Source organism: Cyanobacteriota bacterium, from assembly GCA_025054735.1.
Classification (GTDB): Bacteria; Cyanobacteriota; Cyanobacteriia; order SKYG9; family SKYG9; genus SKYG9.
The window spans coordinates 1-19,970 of sequence record JANWZG010000011.1 but is presented as its reverse complement, the minus strand read 5'-3'; the positions used below and the strand labels follow the sequence as shown (position 1 = coordinate 19,970).

Below are 19,970 nucleotides of genomic sequence, written 5' to 3'. Positions count from 1 at the left end.
CTATGGGCATCATGCTATTACGTTTTGTTACGTCAACGTAGGGTCAGAAATCGCCCGTGTCGAAGTGCCTACATGGGTTGCTGACGATGAGGCACTGTTGCAAACTGCCTTAAGTCTGATGTTAGCGCAGGTGCAAAAGGGGTATGGCTATCCAGTAGCCCTAGCAGAAGCTCATAATCAAGCCGTGGTGCGGGGAGGCGATCGGGCACGATTTTTTGCCTTGCTAGAGCAGCAAATGATCCGAGCAGGCCTGCAAAATGTTGGTACGTCTTACAAAGAAGCCCGCAAGCGCGGTAGCATTGCCTAAGCCTAGCAGCAATTGTGCTATTAACTGATTCACAGGTTCCAGTGTGGGTTATCCGTAGCAACCTAAAGTGCTAAAAGAGTTGCCTCTCTCTGGGGATCTGTAGCTTGGGCCAGAAAAATTAGTCTAGTGTAATAGACAGCACCTGGGGATTTTGTTCATACCTATGCCTGTTAGAGGCACAGTCATCCGTTCATACAGAGTCATATCGGGTTAATGGACGGTGTTTGCTAGGATTGTTCCAATAGGATGGTGATGTCTGACGAGATAGTGTATACGGTTACACAATTTCTCTCGACTTTAATGACATGTTCAGCTAGGTTGTAGCGAGTTATTCTTGTTGCAATGCCTTTGTTCAACTCAGTGCTGTGCTGTTAATTGATGTAACCGTTAGACTTAACACTCTTGATCAGAGTCATGGTTTTTCTTTAGAACGAATAAAGAACAACGCCTAGGGTGATTTGACTCTCTCTATCTGATTATCTGCTGAGGCATCATTCAATCATTTCTTCCACGTTATGACCTTACCTCCCTCTGCTCTTGCTCCCATTGCTGACTATTTCAAAGTACTGTCTGAACTGAGTCGGCTACAAGTGCTATGTTCTCTACGATCGGGCGCAAAAAATGTAACCGAAATCATCGAAGACACTGGGTTAGGGCAGGCTAATGTGTCTAAGCACTTAAAAATATTGGCACAGGCGGGCATTGTTTCTCGCACACCTAGAGGCGTGAGTGTGTACTACGAAATTGCAGAACCGTTTATCTTCGAGTTGTGTGAGTTGGTTAGCAATCGACTTTCTACTCGCTTAGAAGAGCAGTCTCAACTACTGAGGCAACTAGATCAATGGCACCAAAATAAACCCCCAGAGACCGACCCCCAACCGTCTCAGGTCAACGTAACCTTGTAAGCAGCAATGGTGCCCGTGGTCTGTAAACCCTGGAATCACTGGCTGGCATCACTGCTTTACCTGACATCACTGTTTTACATAGCTACTGATGGTGACAACATTGACATAGCGACATCGCCAGGGGTAGTTCTGGAACAGTTTCGTCATTCCCCCAATCTTGAAACTTGTGCAGGCATATAAGCAGGATACTGATGCCACAATTGGCAGTGCCATCTGCTGAGTGCTAAGCTTTTGTGTTTATTGTGTTGTTCTTTAAGCCGCTATTCCCTTAATGAAGACTCAGTTCTCTCTTTGTAAGGGTTCAGTTCTAAGGGATCTACTGACAACCCTCCTATAGACAAGCATCTACGCTATACAAATCTGTCATCATGATTACACACCTTTTAGATATTCGCCGACTCAGCAAGCCCCAGGATAGTGTCCCTGCCTATTTTGTCATGAGTACGGCTCCAGTAAACGTCGAAGACCTGAGTGAGCCACCCAAGGGGGAATTTGCTGAGCCGATCGCGAATCCAGATGAGGCCGTGAAAGAAATTGCCTGTCATTTGGCAAACCACTTGAAGTCTCATAACAGTGATGAGCAGTTTGCAGAGGTGGTTGTTGTTGTCCATGGCTACAACACTAAGGCCACGGGTGAGTTTGGCGCAGAGGGTTGGTATCACAACATCTATAAGCACATTAATACAGAACCTAGTCTCAAGCAATTGAAAGGGGCTGTATTGTTAGGGTATCGTTGGCCCTCTGAGCAGTTCAAAGGCGATGAATCAGGTTCCTTTGCGCAGAAGCGTCGCTGGTCGATTGAATCTCTACCGATTGTGCTGGATAAAATTCTTGACCTAGGTTGGATTTGTTTTCTGCTGGGTGTAGCTAGCATCGTTGCTATGACAGTGCTGTCGGCCATGCGATCGGTCTACAGTCAAACCGCTTTAATCTTGGCCCTAGCCCTACTTGGGTTAGCAGCCGTCATGACCTTGCCGATTTTAACTATTTTGTTGCTGCGGATGTCTGCCTACTTCCGGGATGCCTATCGTGCTAGTAACTACGGTGTACCCGACTTGGTGGAGCTAATTCGCAGTTTAGATAAAGCCGTGTTTGACAACATGACCAGTGCCAAGGGGGAGCATGGTCGTGAGCAGGTGACATCATTTTTTGATGATAACCGCCACCGCATTCGGCTGTCATTCATTGGTCATAGCATGGGTGGCTTTGTGGTGACCAACACAGTGCGAATTTTGTCGGATGTATTTGACGATCGCTCCATCGGGAACTTAGCACTAAACGCCTCTGAGAAGCATCCATCTCCAGACATTGGTAACGTGTTTACCCTGGGCAGGTTAATTTTGGCCTCACCTGATATTTCGCTAGAAACGATTTTGGCAGGACGAGCTAATTTTCTTCAGTCCTCACTACGGCGTTTCCAAGAAGCCTATCTGTTTAGTAATGATGGGGATATTGTGTTGCGGCTAGCCTCTACAGCAGCTAACTATTTCAGCTTTCCCTCCCGCACACGCGACAGTGGTTATCGCCTAGGTAATGTAGCCATTAAAAATCGTCCTGCGGACTATTTTGAGAATATCCAAACCAGCAAGACTAGGTTTCTGGATCGCCGACCAACAAAGTATGGAATTGTGAACCAACGCTTAGACGGCAGCTTTGACCTCGATGGCGCAACAGTTTTTAAGTATCTGTTTGTCACTCGTTGGGGACAAAAGATTGACGATTTGAACAAAGCTAGGCGAGCAATGGCTGACCAAGAAACCAACGCCACACCCTTGGCTAGTTTATTTACCTATTTTGACTGCACTGATTATATTGATTACACAAACTACAAGGGTTGCGAGGGCACAGAGATGAGTGTTGTCAGCTTTGCTAAGGAAAAACTAGCTCTGAGCATATGGGATTACGTCCAACTGACGATCGCCTACTTCATTGGCTTTGAGTCTTGGGTGACGAAAACCCCTTGGCTGCGCCGTCTCTTCCTCTATCGAGATGTCCACGGCGGCTATTTCAACGGTGAATTTAGCTCAAGGGCTATCTACGGCATTGCGTTTTTAGGGTTCAAGGGCTTTTTGCAGAGCTTAAATCCAGAGGTTTCGTTGGCAACTGTAGAGCAGCGATTACAAGCCCTAGGGCGATTTGCCGACTGCTGTAGCCAGAAACAAATTCAAGTATGGCTCTCGCCTAAGCGTTATCAGACTGACATTCTAGGACAAGATGTGTTGCTGCCGACCCATCTAGGAAGTGAGTCTAGAACAGGCACAATTCGGGATGAATAGCACCACAGTCAGAACACTCCACTAGTACGATCTCTTATTACCTATGCACCTGCGGCTTGACTCGATTACTAAGCGGTTTGGCAGCTTTGTTGCCAATGACCATATCAGTCTAGAGATTGCCTCTGGCTCAATCCATGCCTTGTTAGGAGAAAATGGCGCAGGCAAGTCTACGCTAATGAAAATTCTCTGCGGGTTATACCGTCCAGATTACGGGCAAATTTACCTCGACGATCGTCCTGTACGGATTACGTCCCCTAAAATTGCCCTCCAGCATGGGATTGGCATGATCTACCAGCACTTTATGCTAGTGCCCCAATTAACTGTCGTTGAAAACATCATCTTGGGGACTACCTCTAGCTGGCGACTGGACTTGCGCCAAAAGGCTGCTGAGATTACTCAGTTGTCCCAAGCCTATGGTTTAGAGGTTGATCCCCATGCTCTCGTAGAAACACTACCAGTGGGTGTGCAGCAACGAGTTGAAATTCTCAAGGCACTCTATCGCCAAGTGAGGGTGCTGATTTTAGATGAACCAACGGCAGTGCTGACACCCCTTGAGGTTGCATCTTTGTTTGACGTGTTGCGACATTTAGCCTCCCAGGATCATACGATCGTCTTCATCAGTCACAAACTGGATGAAGTGATGGCGCTGTGCAATCGCATCACAGTGTTGCAACGGGGAAAAGTTGTGGCCACAACCACTCCCTTAGACACAAGTCCTTCGGCGTTGGCTCAGTTGATGGTGGGACGAGACGTTGCCCGACAGGTTACCAAAACAGTAGCGACCCCTCGTGATGTAGTGTTAGCTGTCCATGGGATCAGTGTGTTGGACGATCGCCAGTTGTTAGCAGTTCGCGATTTATCCTTGGAGGTACGGGCAGGAGAGATTTTAGGTGTGGCTGGGGTTGATGGTAATGGGCAGCGGGAACTAGCCGACGCGATCGTAGGTCTGCGCCCAGTTGCCAAGGGCACTATTCTGCTGGGTGGCCATGCCGTTACCCATCTGTCAGCTCAGCAACGTCAGGCCCATCGAGAACTGCCGACCATTGGCTATATTCCCGAAGATCGACAGACCATGGGGCTAGTGCTGAGCTTTACCATTGCCCGTAACTTGATTTTGAAAGCCTTTTGGAAACTGCCGTTCTGTCGCCGTTGGCTACTACGCGATCGCTCCATCTATACCCATGCCCAGCACGCTATCCAAACCTTCGACATCCGTGCTGCTACTGGCAAGCTGAAAGTTAGTCAACTCTCTGGTGGCAATCAGCAAAAAGTTGTGCTAGCACGAGAACTCGACCGTAACCCAGCCCTGATTATTGCCATGCAGCCTACAAGAGGGCTGGATGTAGGAGCCACTGACTACGTACATCAACAACTGTTGCATCAGCGCGATCGGGGAGCGGCAATCCTGTACATTTCTACGGAACTAGAGGATGTGTTGTCCATTAGCGATCGCATCGCTGTCATCTATCGTGGGCAGTTTCTAGCGGTAATCCCAGCAGACCAAGCTACCCCAGAGCAAGTTGGTCTATGGATGGCAGGCAAGGCGATCGGCCAATACTAATTCTCTAGATTCCGGCTAATGACTAATGTCCCTTAGTAATCAGGTTGCCATACCCTGCGAGCGATCACTGGCGCTAGCTTCCCTCTGCGTGCCAGTGTCCTCAGCACCTTATTGCCTATAACTTAACACTAGCTATAAACCATGAAATTACTAGTTCCCCATGCTATGACTACAGATAGCTTTTGGTAAGGACTCAAGTCCTCACTACGAACTTTTGGGTTTTGGAGAATTGGTATTACAAGGTGATTTGATTGATCTATCTTGCAGCTACTAGTTACAGGACAGACCATGCCGACCCATTCAACGTTTAATCACAAGTCCTTGGCCTGTGGGCAATTCTAGGATCGCATAGCCACGCTGTTGCATCCACTTGTCTTCTGCTAGGTTTTGTTTTTGCAAGTCTATCGACTCATCCATATGCCTGTAGGTCAGGGCTATCAGGTTCTACTAGGGAGGGCTTTAGTGTCTCCAACCTGTAGAAAAGCCTGACCTCTCCTTTGCTGTGTTTGATCGCATACTGAGAAATATCGATGCCTGCGATCGTCAACTCTGACATGAGTTGCCTGAGGTCGTAAAGCATAAATCCCTTGCCACAACCAACATCCAGTACTGACATATCGGGTGCCAACTTGTAACCTTCTTGGAAAGATTTCACCGTATCTTGCCAAAAGCGGGGCTAGTCATTATGGCCACCATACCCATAGAGCCAATTGCCATCAAAGCACTCCTTGCCAAACTGCCGAGCCGCCGCTCCATGTTCTTTCATAACTAGGTTGCTGCGCTCTTCGATCGGGCACTTACGGCGGGGAATGTTCCAGTAGATTAATCTCAGCCGCTAGGTTGTATTACATTTTGCTGTTAATTATGATTCCATCTAGCGACAAGCCGTCATGAGTCACTAAGTATCCTATAATTTACTCTCTTCACGAGGATTACACGAGGATTGAAAGTGGACATGAATTTTATTAAATAATTTTATTAAATAACAGTTCGACTTTTGAATAACCAGACTAAAAATTACACCCTTAGTACACCTTATCAATATCAATGGATAGCAAAAAACAAAACATACCCGCGTTGACAGGGTTGCGGTTTGTGGCTGCATTATCTGTTGCAATCGCCCATGCAGCCCTTTTAATTTTCCCGTTTGAGGGTCAACAAGCAGCATCTATTAAAAACTGGGTCGCCACTTCAGCAGGTTTTGGCATGACCTTATTCTTCGTCTTGAGCGGGTTTGTAATTCACTACAACTATCGCAATATGATTGCAAACGGAGGTACCCAAGGCTTCTTCTATTTTATGTGGATGCGCTTTGCTAGATTGTACCCTCTGTTTATACTGTTTCTTGGGGTTGATGTCGTTCTAGGCAATTGCATCTATTTCCTTTTCCTTGGAAATGATGAACTGTTCAGAAACTCCCTAGCTGCAATCCCATACTATTTAACATTTTCTCAAAGCTGGACTTATCAAATTATAGGAAAAAATTCACTTATCTATCAGATTGGTGATAATATCCCTGTGACTTGGTCAATCAGCACAGAATGGCTTTTTTATCTCCTTTATCCACTAATTTGCTTTGTAATTACAAAGATTCAACGTTTTGTCAATCTACTTATAGTAATAGTTTGCTTAATTATATCATGGTCTTTGTTTGCTGGATCATTATTTGACCATGCTTTGCAACTAGATGCTTGGGCCGAATACTGGTTTGGACCGTACTCATCAGTAATAGATAATGGATGGCAAGACTCATTTGTGCGTTGGCTTTTGTGCTTCTCGCCTTACATTAGAATTGGTGAGTTTATACTGGGTTGCTTAACTGCTCAACTCTACTTGACATTATCGGAATGCAAACCAAGTAAGTTTGAGAATTTAACTGCATCCATCGTGCTTGCCGCATCAATAATTAGTATTCCGATTCTAGTGTATGTGATGTACAAGCCTATTTTATCTAGTAATAGTCTCTATGAGCAGTTCTTTGCTCCTGATGAAGTAGCATCAATAAGTTTTATTGTGAAGTTATCTCTGAACTTTGGACTTGCACCTAGTGTAGCTTTGATTATTTTTTACAGTGCACGTTATGAAACTGTCATTTCTCAAATCCTCTCAACAAGGATATTTATGCTGGGCGGAGAAGCAAGCTATTCAATTTATCTAATACATATCATCCTCTTGATGGCATTAAAACGGATGTCTCAAAATGTAGTGGCAATAAGCACCACTAGTCTCTTGTTTTTTGCTATCCGATTTATAGTCGCTATCACCATCATCGTGTTAATTTCTATAGGGCTATCTACTGTGTATGAGATGCCAACGAGACGGTTACTCCGAAGGTTGATCCCAACAGAACGTCATACTAAGGTTCTAATCATCCCTTCCGTTGTTATATTGACAATTGTGGTGATTATTGTGTTATTCCCGCCGCTGAAACCGCTAAAGGTTTACGCTAGAGATCCTAGCAGCAGCATCCAAATATTGTCAGCAACGTATGGGGCGAGCTGCGGTGCTCCTCTTGGCAACGCCACAACACATATTCAACAGGCTTGTTGGAGGCAAGAGACTTGTAACTATACGATCGATGTGAGAAGACTTGGCGATCCTGCTGCAGGGTGTAATAAGTCTTTCTCTGTTGAGTATCAATGTCCTAACTCCAAGGAACCCTTACGTATTGATATTCCAGGCGAGGCTGGGCTAGGAACTTCTATTTATTTGTCTTGCAAACCTGATTGACTTACCAATCCTTCATATCATAGTTTGAACCGCTCTACTCACCCTAGCCCTCTCCTGTTTTGGGCTACTGTGTAACATATGTTGGACATGAGCCAGAGTCCAACCTTGAAAGATCCCCTCAAATGTCTGTAGTCCTTCGGGTAGCGTCCTGATTCCTGGTGGTCGTTGGCTTCGTAGCCCAGACCATCTACCTAAACAGGCGATCGGCCAAGTTGCCCAAGCCGGGATATAGGGAAGATAGGGGTTCTGCTGCTTACGGGTGCGTCCCTCTAGGGTCACAGCCAGATCGCTTAAACATTGCCAGTTCCAACCACTTGAATGATTCTTTTCCTTAATCGGTAACTCTTTATATCGCTGCGCTCGCTTGTCGAGGTATCCAGTTGGACAGGTTCACGTCTGAACTTGGCTAATGCCTAACAGGAAGCCATTGGCCTCATCTGCCACCAGTGTTGGATGAATAAAAAACCGAAGTCTTGGTCATTACCCAGCACCCTCAACTCCTTCTGATCAATGCGTCCAATATGCGCTCGCAGATTAATCTCACTGGTATTACTGATAGATAGTACATGACGCTCTTGTACCTAGATTTGACAATGGCTTGATACACCTCGAACTAACTCGCTAATACTGACCTGCTCATTGTCTAAAAACGGTAAGTCAACCAGCTTGTAAACACTAATTGCCCATAAGTTATACACATCAATGTTTAATCACTAATCCTTGACCTGTAGGTAGCTCTAGAATAATATAGCCACGCTGGTGCATCCACTCGTCTTCTGCTAGTTTTTGTTTTTGAAAGTCTAGCCAACCGTAGTCATCAAACACAATCACACCGCCGGGAACAACCCGATCAAATAAGGCATCCAGTACACCAACTTCTGCTAGGGGTGAGTTGAGGTCAATGTGTAGGAACGCAATCTGTTGAGGAGAATCCTCGGCTAGGACATCGGGTAAAATGCCTTGAATGACCTTGACATTGGAGAATGGTTGAAATCGCGCCCTTACAGTTTCATAAAGCTGAGGAATGCTGTAGGCTTGTCGAGATAACTCTAGATAGCCAGGATTCGCCTCGTAATCATCAGGCCGCAAATATTTTTCTGCTAGGCCAGTGAAGGTGTCGTAAAGATAGAACTGTCGAGGCAAACTTGCAAAGTCTAGGCAATGAATAATCACCCAAGACATGTCGCCCTTAAAAACCCCACATTCCACAAAATCTCCTGGAAGATTTAAGGCTGTACGGGCTGCCCAAACTAATGTACATAGCCGCCATGCAATTCCACCAGAAGAAAGATACTGATCGTACTGGTGTGAACCTTGTATTTGTTCGTAGGCTTCTACAAATTTTGGGTCTTGGAAAAATCCCTGGGATTTATCAAGAGAAAGCAGGCGATCGCCCCAAAATACAGACTTATGGTGAGGTTTTAGAGCAACATTAACAACATGATTAAAGATATCAGCCGCAGTATCAGCAGCTTGACTAGCATAGGTGATTTTATCCTTTAAGGTTTTGCTCACATAGTCATGTATTGGTGTGACTTGACTATTGAGTTGTTGCACTTGCTGATCAAGTTGGAGTAGCTGCTGATTTAATTGCTGCACTTGTTGAGCTGTACCTTCAAGTGTGGCGTGCAAGTCTTCTAACAAGGAGTGATGCTCATTTAGTTTTTCAGATAAAAAGTACGCTCCTGATAATCTAAGCAAGATTTTTTTTAACTCCAGTCTAAGGCGTTTTACAAGTGTCATACTAGTTAATTTTAATGTGTGTATAGGAGATCAAATGAATTTTCTAAATTCTAAAAATCGAAGGAGCAATTTTGTCCTAGGGTACCACTCAGATTCATTGCACTTATTAATACAGACCAATGATATTCTTTAACTGCAACCATTTCCGTCGCAGTTTCCAAAATTTACTTGATTCCATAGCTAGGATCTGAGCATTTGCATCTATCAATTGTTGTAGCAGTTGAATGTTTTCCTGTAAGTCACATAACTCCTTATCTTTTGTCGATGCATTCAGTTGCTTAGGAATTTCCAATGTTACATCTAGTTCCTGATTATCAATCTTAACACCGCTATCAGCACTAGCGGTGGTTGATGCATGACTGATTGCAGTTTTAGCTTTAAATACTTGGTCTCGTCGCTTGTAGTTAAGTTGAGTAGCTAGATCCGTGAAGCCATAATTACGCAATACCTGTTCAAAGAGGGTATCATCTTCAGACTGGAGTTTTGCGAGTGCGGTAATGAACTGGGGATTCGCTAGCTGCTCAAGTCCTAGGATTTGATACTGCTCATTCACATTGGCAGCGGCAAATTTTTGGCAGTTTCCCTGAGTAATATGTTCAGAAAATACAGGGGGAAATACCTTTTCAGCTTGTTCATAGACGGTAAACAGATCATCAAGAAAATTATCATACTTAGGACGATCGTTGATGAGTGCATTTGCCTGATTACGTTGTTTAAAGAATGCACTGGAGTATGTGTTGAAACATAAAATTACAAGTTCTATCTGACCATACACAGTTGCAATAAAGCAAAGTTTTCTAATAAAGCGTTCAAAATGGTCTGGATTTATGTCTTGGATGGCTTTTTCAGGGCGACGCAAGAATAGTGCATCTGCCCAGGTTTGATATCCTATGCCCCTAAAACCCAGAGGAGCTTTTGGCCCTGATAGTTCGCCGATCGATAAGAAGCGTACAAACGAAAAGCCTAATTCGTGAAGAAAATCACATATGTCTTGAAAGCGTTTTTGTCCTTGATAAAGTTCTACAAATTCAACTTCAATCACTAAACCACAAACATGATGTTTTAAGGTTTTGAGAGCGCCCTGAAGAATTTCATACTCACTTCCCTGGGTATCGAGGGATAAAAAATCTGGTGGGGGACAGGCACAATCATCATCGGCTAGGAAGCTATCCAGCGATCGAGCATTGATTGGTCGCTCTTCGATGATACGGGATCCATGGGGGAAGTCCATGTCGATCCCAAATAGGTTGATGTAATGGCTATCCCAAGCAGTGCCCGGTGATAGCAGTGAGGTACATCCAGGATTTAGGGAAATATATAGTGTTTTGGGGCCATCGGCTTCGGCTAGGCAAATGGGCAGGACTATCTGTTGGGAGTTCAATGCCTGGTTTGCAGTATGAATGCCTGCGATGGCATCTGTATCCGCATCATATAAGACACTCAGGAAGTCTGACTCGAACATTGGCAGCACTGGAAATGAGCGATTTCCCCATCGTCCGCCAACATGATGGATGACAAGGGTTGAGGTGTTCACTTAACCAGGCTCCTAGCGGTCAGGCTGATCAATGTTGCCATGAATTTACCTCACAAAATAAGTGGCGTTGGGAATAAACGCTGTGAACTCTAAACTAACTCGCGTTAGGGTGCCAGAGGTAACGCTACCACCGTGGAGCAGCCGATCGTGAAACACAATGGCATCTCCTGGTTGGCTCTGGAATAGCTCTAGTGGCAACTCATCTTCACTCAGATCAATTTGGGGTTTCGGGATGCCGTGGCGTATCACTCCATGGTAGGGGACATCTTGGCGATGACTGCCGGGTGCAATGCGTAATCCCCCTAAGCCGGGTTCACAGACGATCGCAATCCATACCTTCACCCGCTGAGTCTCTGGTGGCATTGCCCAGCCGTTCAAATCCCAAAACCATTTATCAGCATGAATTGGGCCTACATCCGTAGGCTGGTGAGGGCGCACAAGTCGCCAGTAGATAGATTCTCGTCCGTTGCCTTCCTCGTCAGACAGATCAAAGTTGCCGAACTCGGCTTCTAGCTGCTTGAACAAGCTGGTGCTGCGAATCAGGCTGACCGCAGATGCTGGCAGAATGCGTGTTCGTTTGTGCCAGAGAGTGCTGTGATCGACTAGGTGGGATAACTCGTGGTAGCGGTCAATGCCACGATCGGCAAACTGTTGGGCATAGTCAGGATAGCTTTGTTGGATAGTATCTAGCCATTGCGATTCAATCAGTCCTTTGACCAAGACTAACTCATCGGCTAGTAGACGAATTCCTGTAAAGTAGCCAAGTTCACCCTCTAAGGCATTAGCAATTGTTGTGTTACCGATGGCATTACAAATTGACATAGACTCTTTACCTATGCATTGGCTTGCTGCAAATCCTGAACAAACGTACCGTAACTCCTAACTGGTCAGGGCAAGCAAAAGCCATGCCCTAAATAGCTAGGTAGGTGATTTCCCTAATCTGAAGCTGAAAGCCCTAATAGACGCTTCAGCGCAAACCACCGCTGTCGTAATTTCCAAAATTTACTAGATTCCATGGCAGCAATCCGTGAATTTGCCAACGCTAACTCTGCTTGTAGGGCTTTTATGCGATCGCTATCATGGACAGTTGATTCATGACTAGACTGGTTAGGTTGAGTAGCCGCTTGGCGATTACTCTCCCGCAACAGTTTCTCATAGGCACCTGGAATGTGGCTCCAGTAGCGTAGCTTTTGAATGTCTGTTGTGCCTTCTAGGTTTCCGTCTAGTGGAGGAACGTAGGGAGCATCAAATTTCTTACGGACTAAAACAGCCAGCATAGAATCTTGGGATGAAAACTTATCGAGGGTTTCAGCATCCAAATCCTTACACATTTGCACAATATTGTCGGGCAGTTTGTGAGGATGGGCTGTATCTGCGTAGAACCACATGCCAACATAGTCGTAGAAGTTGCTCTTGCACAGCATCCAGAACATCTTAGGGTTGTAGTTCACAAGTCCATGGTTTAACATGCCTTGGCAGGGCAGTTCGTGGTACATGTAGCCTCCCACACTAGTTAAATCATGCATGACTTTGAAGCAATTCAGTTGATTGGCCACATGTTCAGTCGTGCCAAAGTTAGTTACAAAGTCATAACGTCCCAAATGGCTTGGGGGAACATCTTCAAAATTCAAGTCTAGGGGGATAGCACCAAACTGACCATCAATGTCGATGCAGAGATAATCCAGCCCCATCAACTTATACAGATCGCGGGCAGCACCCCGTTTTGCCAGCCTAGATACCTCAGCGTCAGAAACAGAAGCCTGTGTAAAAGTCTGTAATACCTCGCGGATGATCTCCTCTCCGCCTTCACAAAACAACTCTTGAGAACCAATTTCGGCTACTGATTTAACCGTATCGAAGATACCAGCGCGATGAAAGTCAATAAATTTCTGTAATGTTCTGCCGCCAATTCCCATAGCATTTTCCTTTCAGCAAATGTAAGTACACTATCAATCAAAACAACAGGTCGGAAGGTTTAAGCTGCCAACAGTAGAACTTGGGTTTCTAGCCTTCTGGTTTAGAGACTTTTGGGAGTATTGTCACAACGAACATTAGCGGTTGATGAGGAAGGTTTTTAGCAAAACGTCTACCATGACAGTATTACAAGCTGACAATATGCACGCCTTGATCACTCATAGGTTTACAGATTTTATTCATCCAGCCATCGTAACCAAATGCTGTTTTCAGGATAGTGCCAGGGGGCTTGTTTGCTATCAATTGAGCTGTGGAAATAACTGGTACGGGCTGGGGCAGGGGCACGTATTTACCAATTTTGTGGGGGTCATCATCCACGAGAGCATCAATGTATTGTCCTAAGCCAGTGAACAGCAAAAAATTGGACTGAGGATGGGAAGCACCAATGGCAATCACTGGGGATGGCCAAGCTGGGGCATGGTGCTGAAGTTGCTGGCAACGCAGTTGCCATTTCTGGGCAAATTGACGAAATTGGGCGACGCTAATCTTTAGCCGATCGTCAAAAGATGTATCTACCATAGGCTTGGTTGGACTGGGGCGGCACCAACACAGAATGTTCATTGATTGACGGTGATCCTGTAAGGTAATGCGTTCTACCGAAAATCCGGCTTGCTGCACCAAGAGGGTGAGGTTTTCGGCAGTAAAGTAATGAAGGTGTTCGTCCCACAGGTCTTGGCCTTTGCCGTTAACTGCCATGTCTTGGGCATCGGGTACTTCGATGAACAGGAGACCATCCTCAGCCAGCAGCGATCGCATCGCGATCACTAATTCTAAGGGGTCGGGCACGTGCTCTAGCGTATGCCGACAGAGGACAATGGCCGCTGGGCCATAACGTTGGCGAATTCGGAGCGCTTCATCATGGTTGAGATGGGTTGTTTCTACCATATGTCCTTGCTCACGGCAACTGGCTGACAGGGCAATCGATGGCTCAATGCCCAAGCAGTGCCTAAAGTTTGCTGCCGCCAGACAGTTGAGAAATGTGCCGTCGTTGGCACCCACTTCAATCACTAGCTGATCAGGGTCAGAGACTTGATGAAAGGAATCTAGAATTTGCTGCCCATAGCTGGGAAGCTGACGCTTGGTATTCCGATTGACATGGGTGTAGTCAAGAGTGGGACGATCGGAATATCCCTGTCGGACTAACCCACAGTGAGTACATAGCTCAAAAGTCAGGGGATAGAGAGCGACGGAGTGGTGATTGTCGGGCAGGAAACACCCAGATGCTGGCACAGACCCCATATCCAACAACTGCTCAAAGGCTGTATGGTGACAACTAGGGCAGGGTTGTTGATTTGAATGGTGGTTAGGCACGATCGTCATCTTAGGTCACTCTCATCCAGCAATATCTACAGTTTGATGACCATGCCGAGTTACGCTATGCGCTGTGTTCAGCAACTGGCGATACTTGCGGAGAAATGCGCGCCCAATAGGGCTGCCTCGATAGCCAACGATCGTCTGTGCCAGTTGAAAATAGGTTGTCCTCAGGGCAATGTCTTCCTCTGTGTCGTCAGATTTTGCCGAGGAATGGCCAGTCTGTTCTAGCATTTCTACCACCAGATCCCTTAAATCCTCAGGGGTATTATCAACAACCTCTAAATCTAGAGGAATCAGGTCACGGACAAATTGACTGAAGCCAACGGGTGGACGCATCATATCTTCAAAGCTGATATACCGATTGTCTCGCTTCGACCAATACAGCTTGGGAATGAAGCGATCCTGTCCGAAGTAGGGCAAAACCCCCATGGGAACCCAGTTGGTCATGGCACAGGGCACACCGAATAGGGGAGGAACTAAGCCCAATCCAGAATTCATGCCAATAAAAAAGCGGCATTGAGCACATAGAAAAATATCCATCCAGTCGCTCTTGAGGGGGCTGTGGGCATAGTCAATTACCTGAGGCATTGGTGAGAGTGGCTTCATGCTAGGATCTCCCACTCGAATCACCCAGCCACCTTGGGCAACGATCGCCTCGATCGCCAAGGTGTAGGTATCAATATCTGCATTCCGAGTGGGGACGTAGGTGTCGTTCCACGATTTATGAAACCCCGATTCACGGACATGGAGACAGACAAACCAAGCATTTGGGGGAACTCCTAGTTGTTCAAGGCAATTCCTACCCCGCTCTCGATCAGACTCCTTTAGAGTCAGCAATGGAGGACGATTCTCCCGCTCCCACTGTTCTTGCACTAGGGCAGCCGCCTTGTAATAGATGGGTGAACTACCATCGGGGAAAGTGAGTGTCCAAAACTCATCAGTAATCAGGTTTAAGTAGGGGCTGGGAATTGGCAGCCAATCGGGAGTGGAAATAATGGTGAGAAATGGTTCCCAATAGCTGAGTAGGGGTTGATTTGGCACCTTCATCTCTGGCTTCAACACTAGCACAGTGCGTTGGGGAGCGCGCCATCCTAGCTGACCGAGCTTGAAATAGGCATCTAGTTGAGCAATGTGACCGATCGCCAACAACCAAGAATTCCCAATCACACGAATGCCCAGTAAGTTCATGTGATGAGTCTTTGCCAAGTGCTGTTGTTTTTCTATCCCTACTTGCCAAGCAGCGGCAGCATCGTCAAACTTACCTGCTAAGAATAGGGCAATGCCAGCCTGATGATAGAGCGGTATGTCGTCAGGCCTTAGTTCAATGGCTTTCTGATAACACTGATAGGCTGCTTCTCCCCGGTCATTTTGCAGAAAGATATCACCCAATGTGGCGTAGTCATCCGCAGTAGAGAGCTGAATGGATTGCAGTTGGTCGAGAAGTTGAGCAACGTCAGCAGTCTTACCCTGTTGCTTATAGAGTTTCAGGAGTGCTCTGTAGGCTGAAAAGCACTGAAAATCTAGGGCTAGGGCCTTTTGGTAGGTTGCGATCGCTTCGTTTTGTCGATTGGTCTGCTCTAAGGTGTTGCCAATGCCAACATAGGCTTCCGCAGCCTTAGCCTTTGCTTTAGACAGTAATTCTGGCGCATCTTCTAGCTCTGGAGTCAAGGATATGGCCGCACGATAGCTATTGGCTGCTTGGTCATAGGCTGCTTGTAGCATTAATGCGTGACCAAGGGCCATATGTGCCCCTGTCGATCGGGGATTGACCTTCAACCGTAATCGACTAATCGACTCCCACATTCTGGGATTTCTAGTCAGCACCAGTGTCTTTAACTTTTTGATGGTTTTGGGCAATACGGTTTTACGAAGTAGCATGGATCGATACAGGTGGTTAGGGCTTGTGGATATAGTCCAAGGGCTGTTGTTGAATCTCATCCCAAAAGCGATCGACCCAGGCAACCACACCCTGCAATCCTTCTTCAAGGGAAATTTGGGGTGACCAGCCTAATTCTGTCCGAGCTTTGGTGGAATCGATTACATAAGCAGCATCTTGGCCAAGGCGTTCAGCAACTGCTTCCGTCGCTTCTGCGAAGGATTTACCCATGAGATTACAAATTGTCTCAACCACTTCCCGCACAGCATAGCCTCGATCAGGAGAAAGGTGATACAGGTTGCCAATTTTGCCCTGCTGTAGGATGGCAAGTTCCCCCCTAGAGACATCGCGGATGTGGATGTAAGATTTCACAGCTTTGCCACCGCCATGCAGTTGGATGGTTTTGCCCAGCTTGATGTAGATGACAGAGCGGGGAATAATCTTGAACAACTGCTGGTGTGCGCCATACACATTGGTTGCTCGGACGGTCAGTAAGGGAAAGTTGAAGTGCTTGTAGAAAGTAGAGAGCAGCATGTCAGCCGCTGCTTTAGAGGCAGCATAGGGAGTAGAGGGGTTGAGGGGAGACTCTTCCGTAACCGTGCCCACACAGGTGCCGTAGGCTTCAGGGGAGGAGATGTGCAGGTAGCGTTGCAGGTAGGACTGATCCTTCAAGTGATTGATCAGTTGGGCGAGGGCAACGGTGTTAGTTTGGAACCAGTGTTCCGGATGTTTCCAACTGGGGGCTACTTCACTTTGGGCGGCAAAATTGACGATGTAGGCCGGGGCAAACTCGTCTAACACTGCCTTGATCCGCTCCATATCATGGTTAAAGTCGAGCTGATGAAACTGGAAGCGAGGGCTGTTGTGGCGCAGGTAGGGGAGAAAGAGGGCGCTTTTTTCCGGCGATCGGCTAATACCAATCACCTCATTGTCCGGATCTTCCAACAAGAGATCTATAAAGTCACTACCAGAGAAAGAGTTGCTACCGAGAACTGCGATTTTCATAAACAGGTGTTAGGGGTTAGGGGCGTTTTTCTTTGAGTTTTTGGGTTAGGCTGCCAAGCATATGGCTGATTTCGGCTGAGAGGTTCAGCACTGGTTCTAGGTCTGATAGCTGACAATAGGACGAGCGCTCGGCTATCAACAGGTGTGTTTCGAGTTCCATTAGGGAGCCAGTAGCGATTGAGAAGTGATGAAGATAAATGATCTTTACCATGCCCCTCGGCAATATTAGCAGGTACAGAGACTGCTGACCGCTGAATTTGGCTAACTAGACCATACAACTCATGGTTTGGCAATTTCTCTGCTAGTTGATAAGCCTGCACAACCAAGTCCATACTTTTATTCCACACCTTCAAATCTCGTTATTCCACACCTTCAAATCTCGATAGCTCTCGATTCCCATCTCACCCAATCCCCCCAATACTTAACCTCTAACACCTAACACCTTAAAAAGGCCCCGTAAACGACTTATCGGGCACATCCAGTTGGGTTGACTTTAGCGGTGGTTCTGGGTTGTGGTAGGGGATATTGACCATTTGGCAAGCGGCTTCGTAGAGGTTGACTGCCCGTGGATAGAAGAACTGAGCCATCGCGTGGCTGGTGGGTGAGGGTGTATCTGGCAGGGTGATCCGAACTGGAGCACAGCGCAGGGATGAAAAAGCGGCTTCGGTTGCTAGGGCTACAATTTCAGCACTAATGCCACAGAGTTTCCAACTGGTGTCGGCGACTAGCAATCGGCCTGTTTTCTTCACAGACTCCACAATCGTATCAGTGTCTAGGGGACGGAGGGTGCGGAGGTCAACTACTTCTGCCTCTATGCCTTGGGCTGCTAGCCAGTCAGCCGTTCGCAGGGCTTCCAAGGTCATGTAGGAAACGCTAACGATCGTCAGATCCTTGCCTGCACGGGCAATTCTGGCTTTACCTAAAGGAGTAATGTCTTGGTCTGGCGACACCCAGCCTTTAATGTTATGTAGCCAGCGATGTTCCAAAAAAATCACCGGATTTGGATCCTGAATGCTAGCTAGCAATAACCCTTTGGCATCTTGGGGGGTGGTGGGCATGACCACCTTCAGGCCGGGAATATGGGCAAACCAAGATTGCAGGCTCTGGGAATGTTGTGGGCCTTGTCCCCAGCCCCGGCCAATGATTAACCGCACAACCAAGGGCACGGAGAGTTGTCCGCCAAACATGTAGTGCCACTTTGCCGCTTGATTAACCATTTGATCCATGGCCAGCAGAGCAAAGTCTACCCGTTGATGCACCAGGACGGGACGCATTCCCATTAAGGCAGAGCCGATCGCCACACCCGTCATACCATTCTCAGCCACGGGCATATCGAGAACCCGATCAGCACCAAACTTATCACGCAGGCCCAAGGTCGTGCCAAAGATGCCTTTAGGATCCGGAACACCTTCCCCCATGATATAAACCGATGGGTCTGCTGTCATGGCCTGAACCAACGCCTCGTTGATGGCTTGGGCAACTGTGAGTTCACGCTGGGTCATGCTACTCGCTCCGCATAGATGTGGTCAAAGAGGGTGTGAGGTTCAGGAAAGGGGCTGGTTTTGGCAAAGGCGATCGCTGCCTCCAATTCCTCCTGAATTTGGCGCTCGACCGTATCTAAGGCCGCTGGGGTTAAAATCCCTTGGGCCATCAGGTCAGCCTGGGTTTGCTCTACAGGGCAACGCTGTCGCCATTCTAGATACTCGGCTTCGGTGCGATACCCAATGTGGTTGTCGTAGTTGGGGCCACAATGTTCCCGCCAGCGATAGGTTGTAAACTCCAAAAAACTGGGGCCATTACCTTGACGAGCACGTTGCACTGCCTCATGGGCAAGGGTATAGACTGCTTGCAGGTTGTTGCCATCCCCAAGGCTTCCAGGCATTCCATACCCTTGCGCTAGAACTGATAGCTGACGATCGGGGGGCTGACGTTCGGCTAGGGGTGTGTAGACCGAATAGAAGTTGTTTTCACAGACAAAAATCACGGGCAACTGCTTCAAGACAGCAAAGTTCATGCTTTCGTGGAAGACTCCCTCTTCAGCCGCTCCTTCTCCAAAGAAAATGACGACGACTTTATTCAGCCCTTGCATCTTGGCAGCGAAAGCGGCTCCAACGGCAATGGGGATGGTGCTGGCCACGATCGGTGTGGATCCTATAAAGCCAGCATTCAAATCAATCAGGTGCATGGATCCGCCCTTGCCTCGACAGCAACCGGTGGCTTTGCCATACATTTCTGCCCAAAATGCCTTCAGATCGCCACCCATGGCTAGGTAATGTCCATGGGCACGATGACCACTGAACACTGCATCTGTGGGCGTAAGGTTGGCACAAACACCTGTTGCGATGGCTTCTTGACCTATGCAGAGATGGACAGGACAACGCATCTCTTGCTCTGGATACAGCTCTACAATTTTTTCCTCTACACGACGCACACGCAGCATGTTAAAAAACATCTGCTTCATCAAATCTGGCGGCACAGGTTGCATTTCCAACTCCTGACAACGGTTCAAAACACCACTTATTCCAGCCAGTTTACTTCAGGTCAATCGCCTGCATGGTTTTGATGTTGTAGTACAAAATATTAGTCATAGGATTGGGAATTAGACCCTGCTTGAAGGCCGCCACCAAATCCCTAGCTGCTTCTTCGATCGTATGCTGGGGTACGAATCCTAGCTCCTCTTTGATTTTGGCAGAGGAGATGTGGTACGAGCGATTGTCATTGGTGGGAGTGGTCACAATATCCACC

General features: G+C 47.1%; 16 protein-coding genes and 1 pseudogene. 5 read left to right on the top strand and 12 right to left on the bottom strand.

Translation table 11 applies throughout. The annotated features are described in order from the left end of the window. From NZ772_01260 to NZ772_01245, 4 genes are all read left to right on the top strand, one after another. On the top strand, nt 1-307 hold a 307-nt coding region (locus tag NZ772_01260; GenBank protein MCS6812193.1), incomplete at its 5' end, for a DNA double-strand break repair nuclease NurA. A 515-nt stretch (nt 308-822) separates the two neighbouring features. Continuing rightward, nucleotides 823-1,212 carry a metalloregulator ArsR/SmtB family transcription factor gene (locus tag NZ772_01255; protein ID MCS6812192.1) on the top strand — a complete coding sequence of 130 codons (390 nt, stop codon included), beginning with the start codon at nt 823-825 and terminating at the stop codon, nt 1,210-1,212. Nucleotides 1,213-1,580: 368 nt separating this feature from the next. After that, nucleotides 1,581-3,488, top strand: a complete 1,908-nt coding sequence (locus NZ772_01250) for a hypothetical protein (protein MCS6812191.1) — start codon at nt 1,581-1,583, stop codon at nt 3,486-3,488. Nucleotides 3,489-3,531: 43 nt separating this feature from the next. Then, on the top strand, nt 3,532-5,049 hold the full coding sequence (locus tag NZ772_01245) for an ABC transporter ATP-binding protein (protein ID MCS6812190.1): 1,518 nt from the start codon (nt 3,532-3,534) through the stop codon (nt 5,047-5,049). Nucleotides 5,050-5,458: 409 nt separating this feature from the next. Here the strand turns inward: NZ772_01245 and NZ772_01240 are convergent, their stop codons facing one another. Continuing rightward, nucleotides 5,459-5,704 (bottom strand): class I SAM-dependent methyltransferase, encoded by a 246-nt coding sequence (locus tag NZ772_01240; protein MCS6812189.1) that lies wholly within the window; start codon nt 5,702-5,704, stop codon nt 5,459-5,461. Nucleotides 5,705-6,096: 392 nt separating this feature from the next. Here NZ772_01240 and NZ772_01235 point away from each other — a divergent pair, with 392 nt between their 5' ends. Next, nucleotides 6,097-7,779: an acyltransferase gene (locus NZ772_01235; protein MCS6812188.1), complete on the top strand. Its 1,683-nt coding sequence runs from the start codon at nt 6,097-6,099 to the stop codon at nt 7,777-7,779. Between the two features lie 699 nt (nt 7,780-8,478). On the opposite strand, the gene NZ772_01230 is transcribed toward NZ772_01235, so the two are convergent. From NZ772_01230 to NZ772_01180, 11 genes and pseudogenes are all read right to left on the bottom strand, one after another. Continuing rightward, nucleotides 8,479-9,522, bottom strand: a complete 1,044-nt coding sequence (locus tag NZ772_01230; GenBank protein ID MCS6812187.1) for a TylF/MycF family methyltransferase — start codon at nt 9,520-9,522, stop codon at nt 8,479-8,481. A 106-nt stretch (nt 9,523-9,628) separates the two neighbouring features. Beyond that, nucleotides 9,629-11,056, bottom strand: a complete 1,428-nt coding sequence (locus tag NZ772_01225) for an FkbM family methyltransferase (protein MCS6812186.1) — start codon at nt 11,054-11,056, stop codon at nt 9,629-9,631. 45 nt (nt 11,057-11,101) lie between these two features. Further along, nucleotides 11,102-11,878 (bottom strand): phytanoyl-CoA dioxygenase family protein, encoded by a 777-nt coding sequence (locus NZ772_01220; GenBank protein ID MCS6812185.1) that lies wholly within the window; start codon nt 11,876-11,878, stop codon nt 11,102-11,104. Between the two features lie 113 nt (nt 11,879-11,991). Further along, on the bottom strand, nt 11,992-12,972 hold the full coding sequence (locus tag NZ772_01215; GenBank protein ID MCS6812184.1) for a class I SAM-dependent methyltransferase: 981 nt from the start codon (nt 12,970-12,972) through the stop codon (nt 11,992-11,994). A gap of 184 nt (nt 12,973-13,156) precedes the next feature. Next, on the bottom strand, nt 13,157-14,350 hold the full coding sequence (locus tag NZ772_01210) for a class I SAM-dependent methyltransferase (GenBank protein MCS6812183.1): 1,194 nt from the start codon (nt 14,348-14,350) through the stop codon (nt 13,157-13,159). Between the two features lie 12 nt (nt 14,351-14,362). Continuing rightward, nucleotides 14,363-16,222: a TIGR04372 family glycosyltransferase gene (locus NZ772_01205; GenBank protein MCS6812182.1), complete on the bottom strand. Its 1,860-nt coding sequence runs from the start codon at nt 16,220-16,222 to the stop codon at nt 14,363-14,365. A 16-nt stretch (nt 16,223-16,238) separates the two neighbouring features. Continuing rightward, nucleotides 16,239-17,225, bottom strand: a complete 987-nt coding sequence (locus NZ772_01200) for a GDP-mannose 4,6-dehydratase (protein ID MCS6812181.1) — start codon at nt 17,223-17,225, stop codon at nt 16,239-16,241. A 16-nt stretch (nt 17,226-17,241) separates the two neighbouring features. Further along, nucleotides 17,242-17,557 (bottom strand): annotated as a pseudogene (locus NZ772_01195) (four helix bundle protein). Nucleotides 17,558-17,668: 111 nt separating this feature from the next. Further along, nucleotides 17,669-18,727 carry an alpha-ketoacid dehydrogenase subunit beta gene (locus tag NZ772_01190; GenBank protein ID MCS6812180.1) on the bottom strand — a complete coding sequence of 353 codons (1,059 nt, stop codon included), beginning with the start codon at nt 18,725-18,727 and terminating at the stop codon, nt 17,669-17,671. Then, the gene (locus NZ772_01185; protein ID MCS6812179.1) at nt 18,724-19,734 is read right to left on the bottom strand and encodes a thiamine pyrophosphate-dependent dehydrogenase E1 component subunit alpha; all 1,011 of its coding nucleotides are present in this window, start codon (nt 19,732-19,734) and stop codon (nt 18,724-18,726) included. The genes NZ772_01190 and NZ772_01185 overlap by 4 nt, the downstream gene beginning before the upstream one ends. A gap of 22 nt (nt 19,735-19,756) precedes the next feature. Then, nucleotides 19,757-19,970: SDR family NAD-dependent epimerase/dehydratase (locus NZ772_01180; GenBank protein ID MCS6812178.1), on the bottom strand; the 214-nt coding region annotated here is incomplete at its 5' end.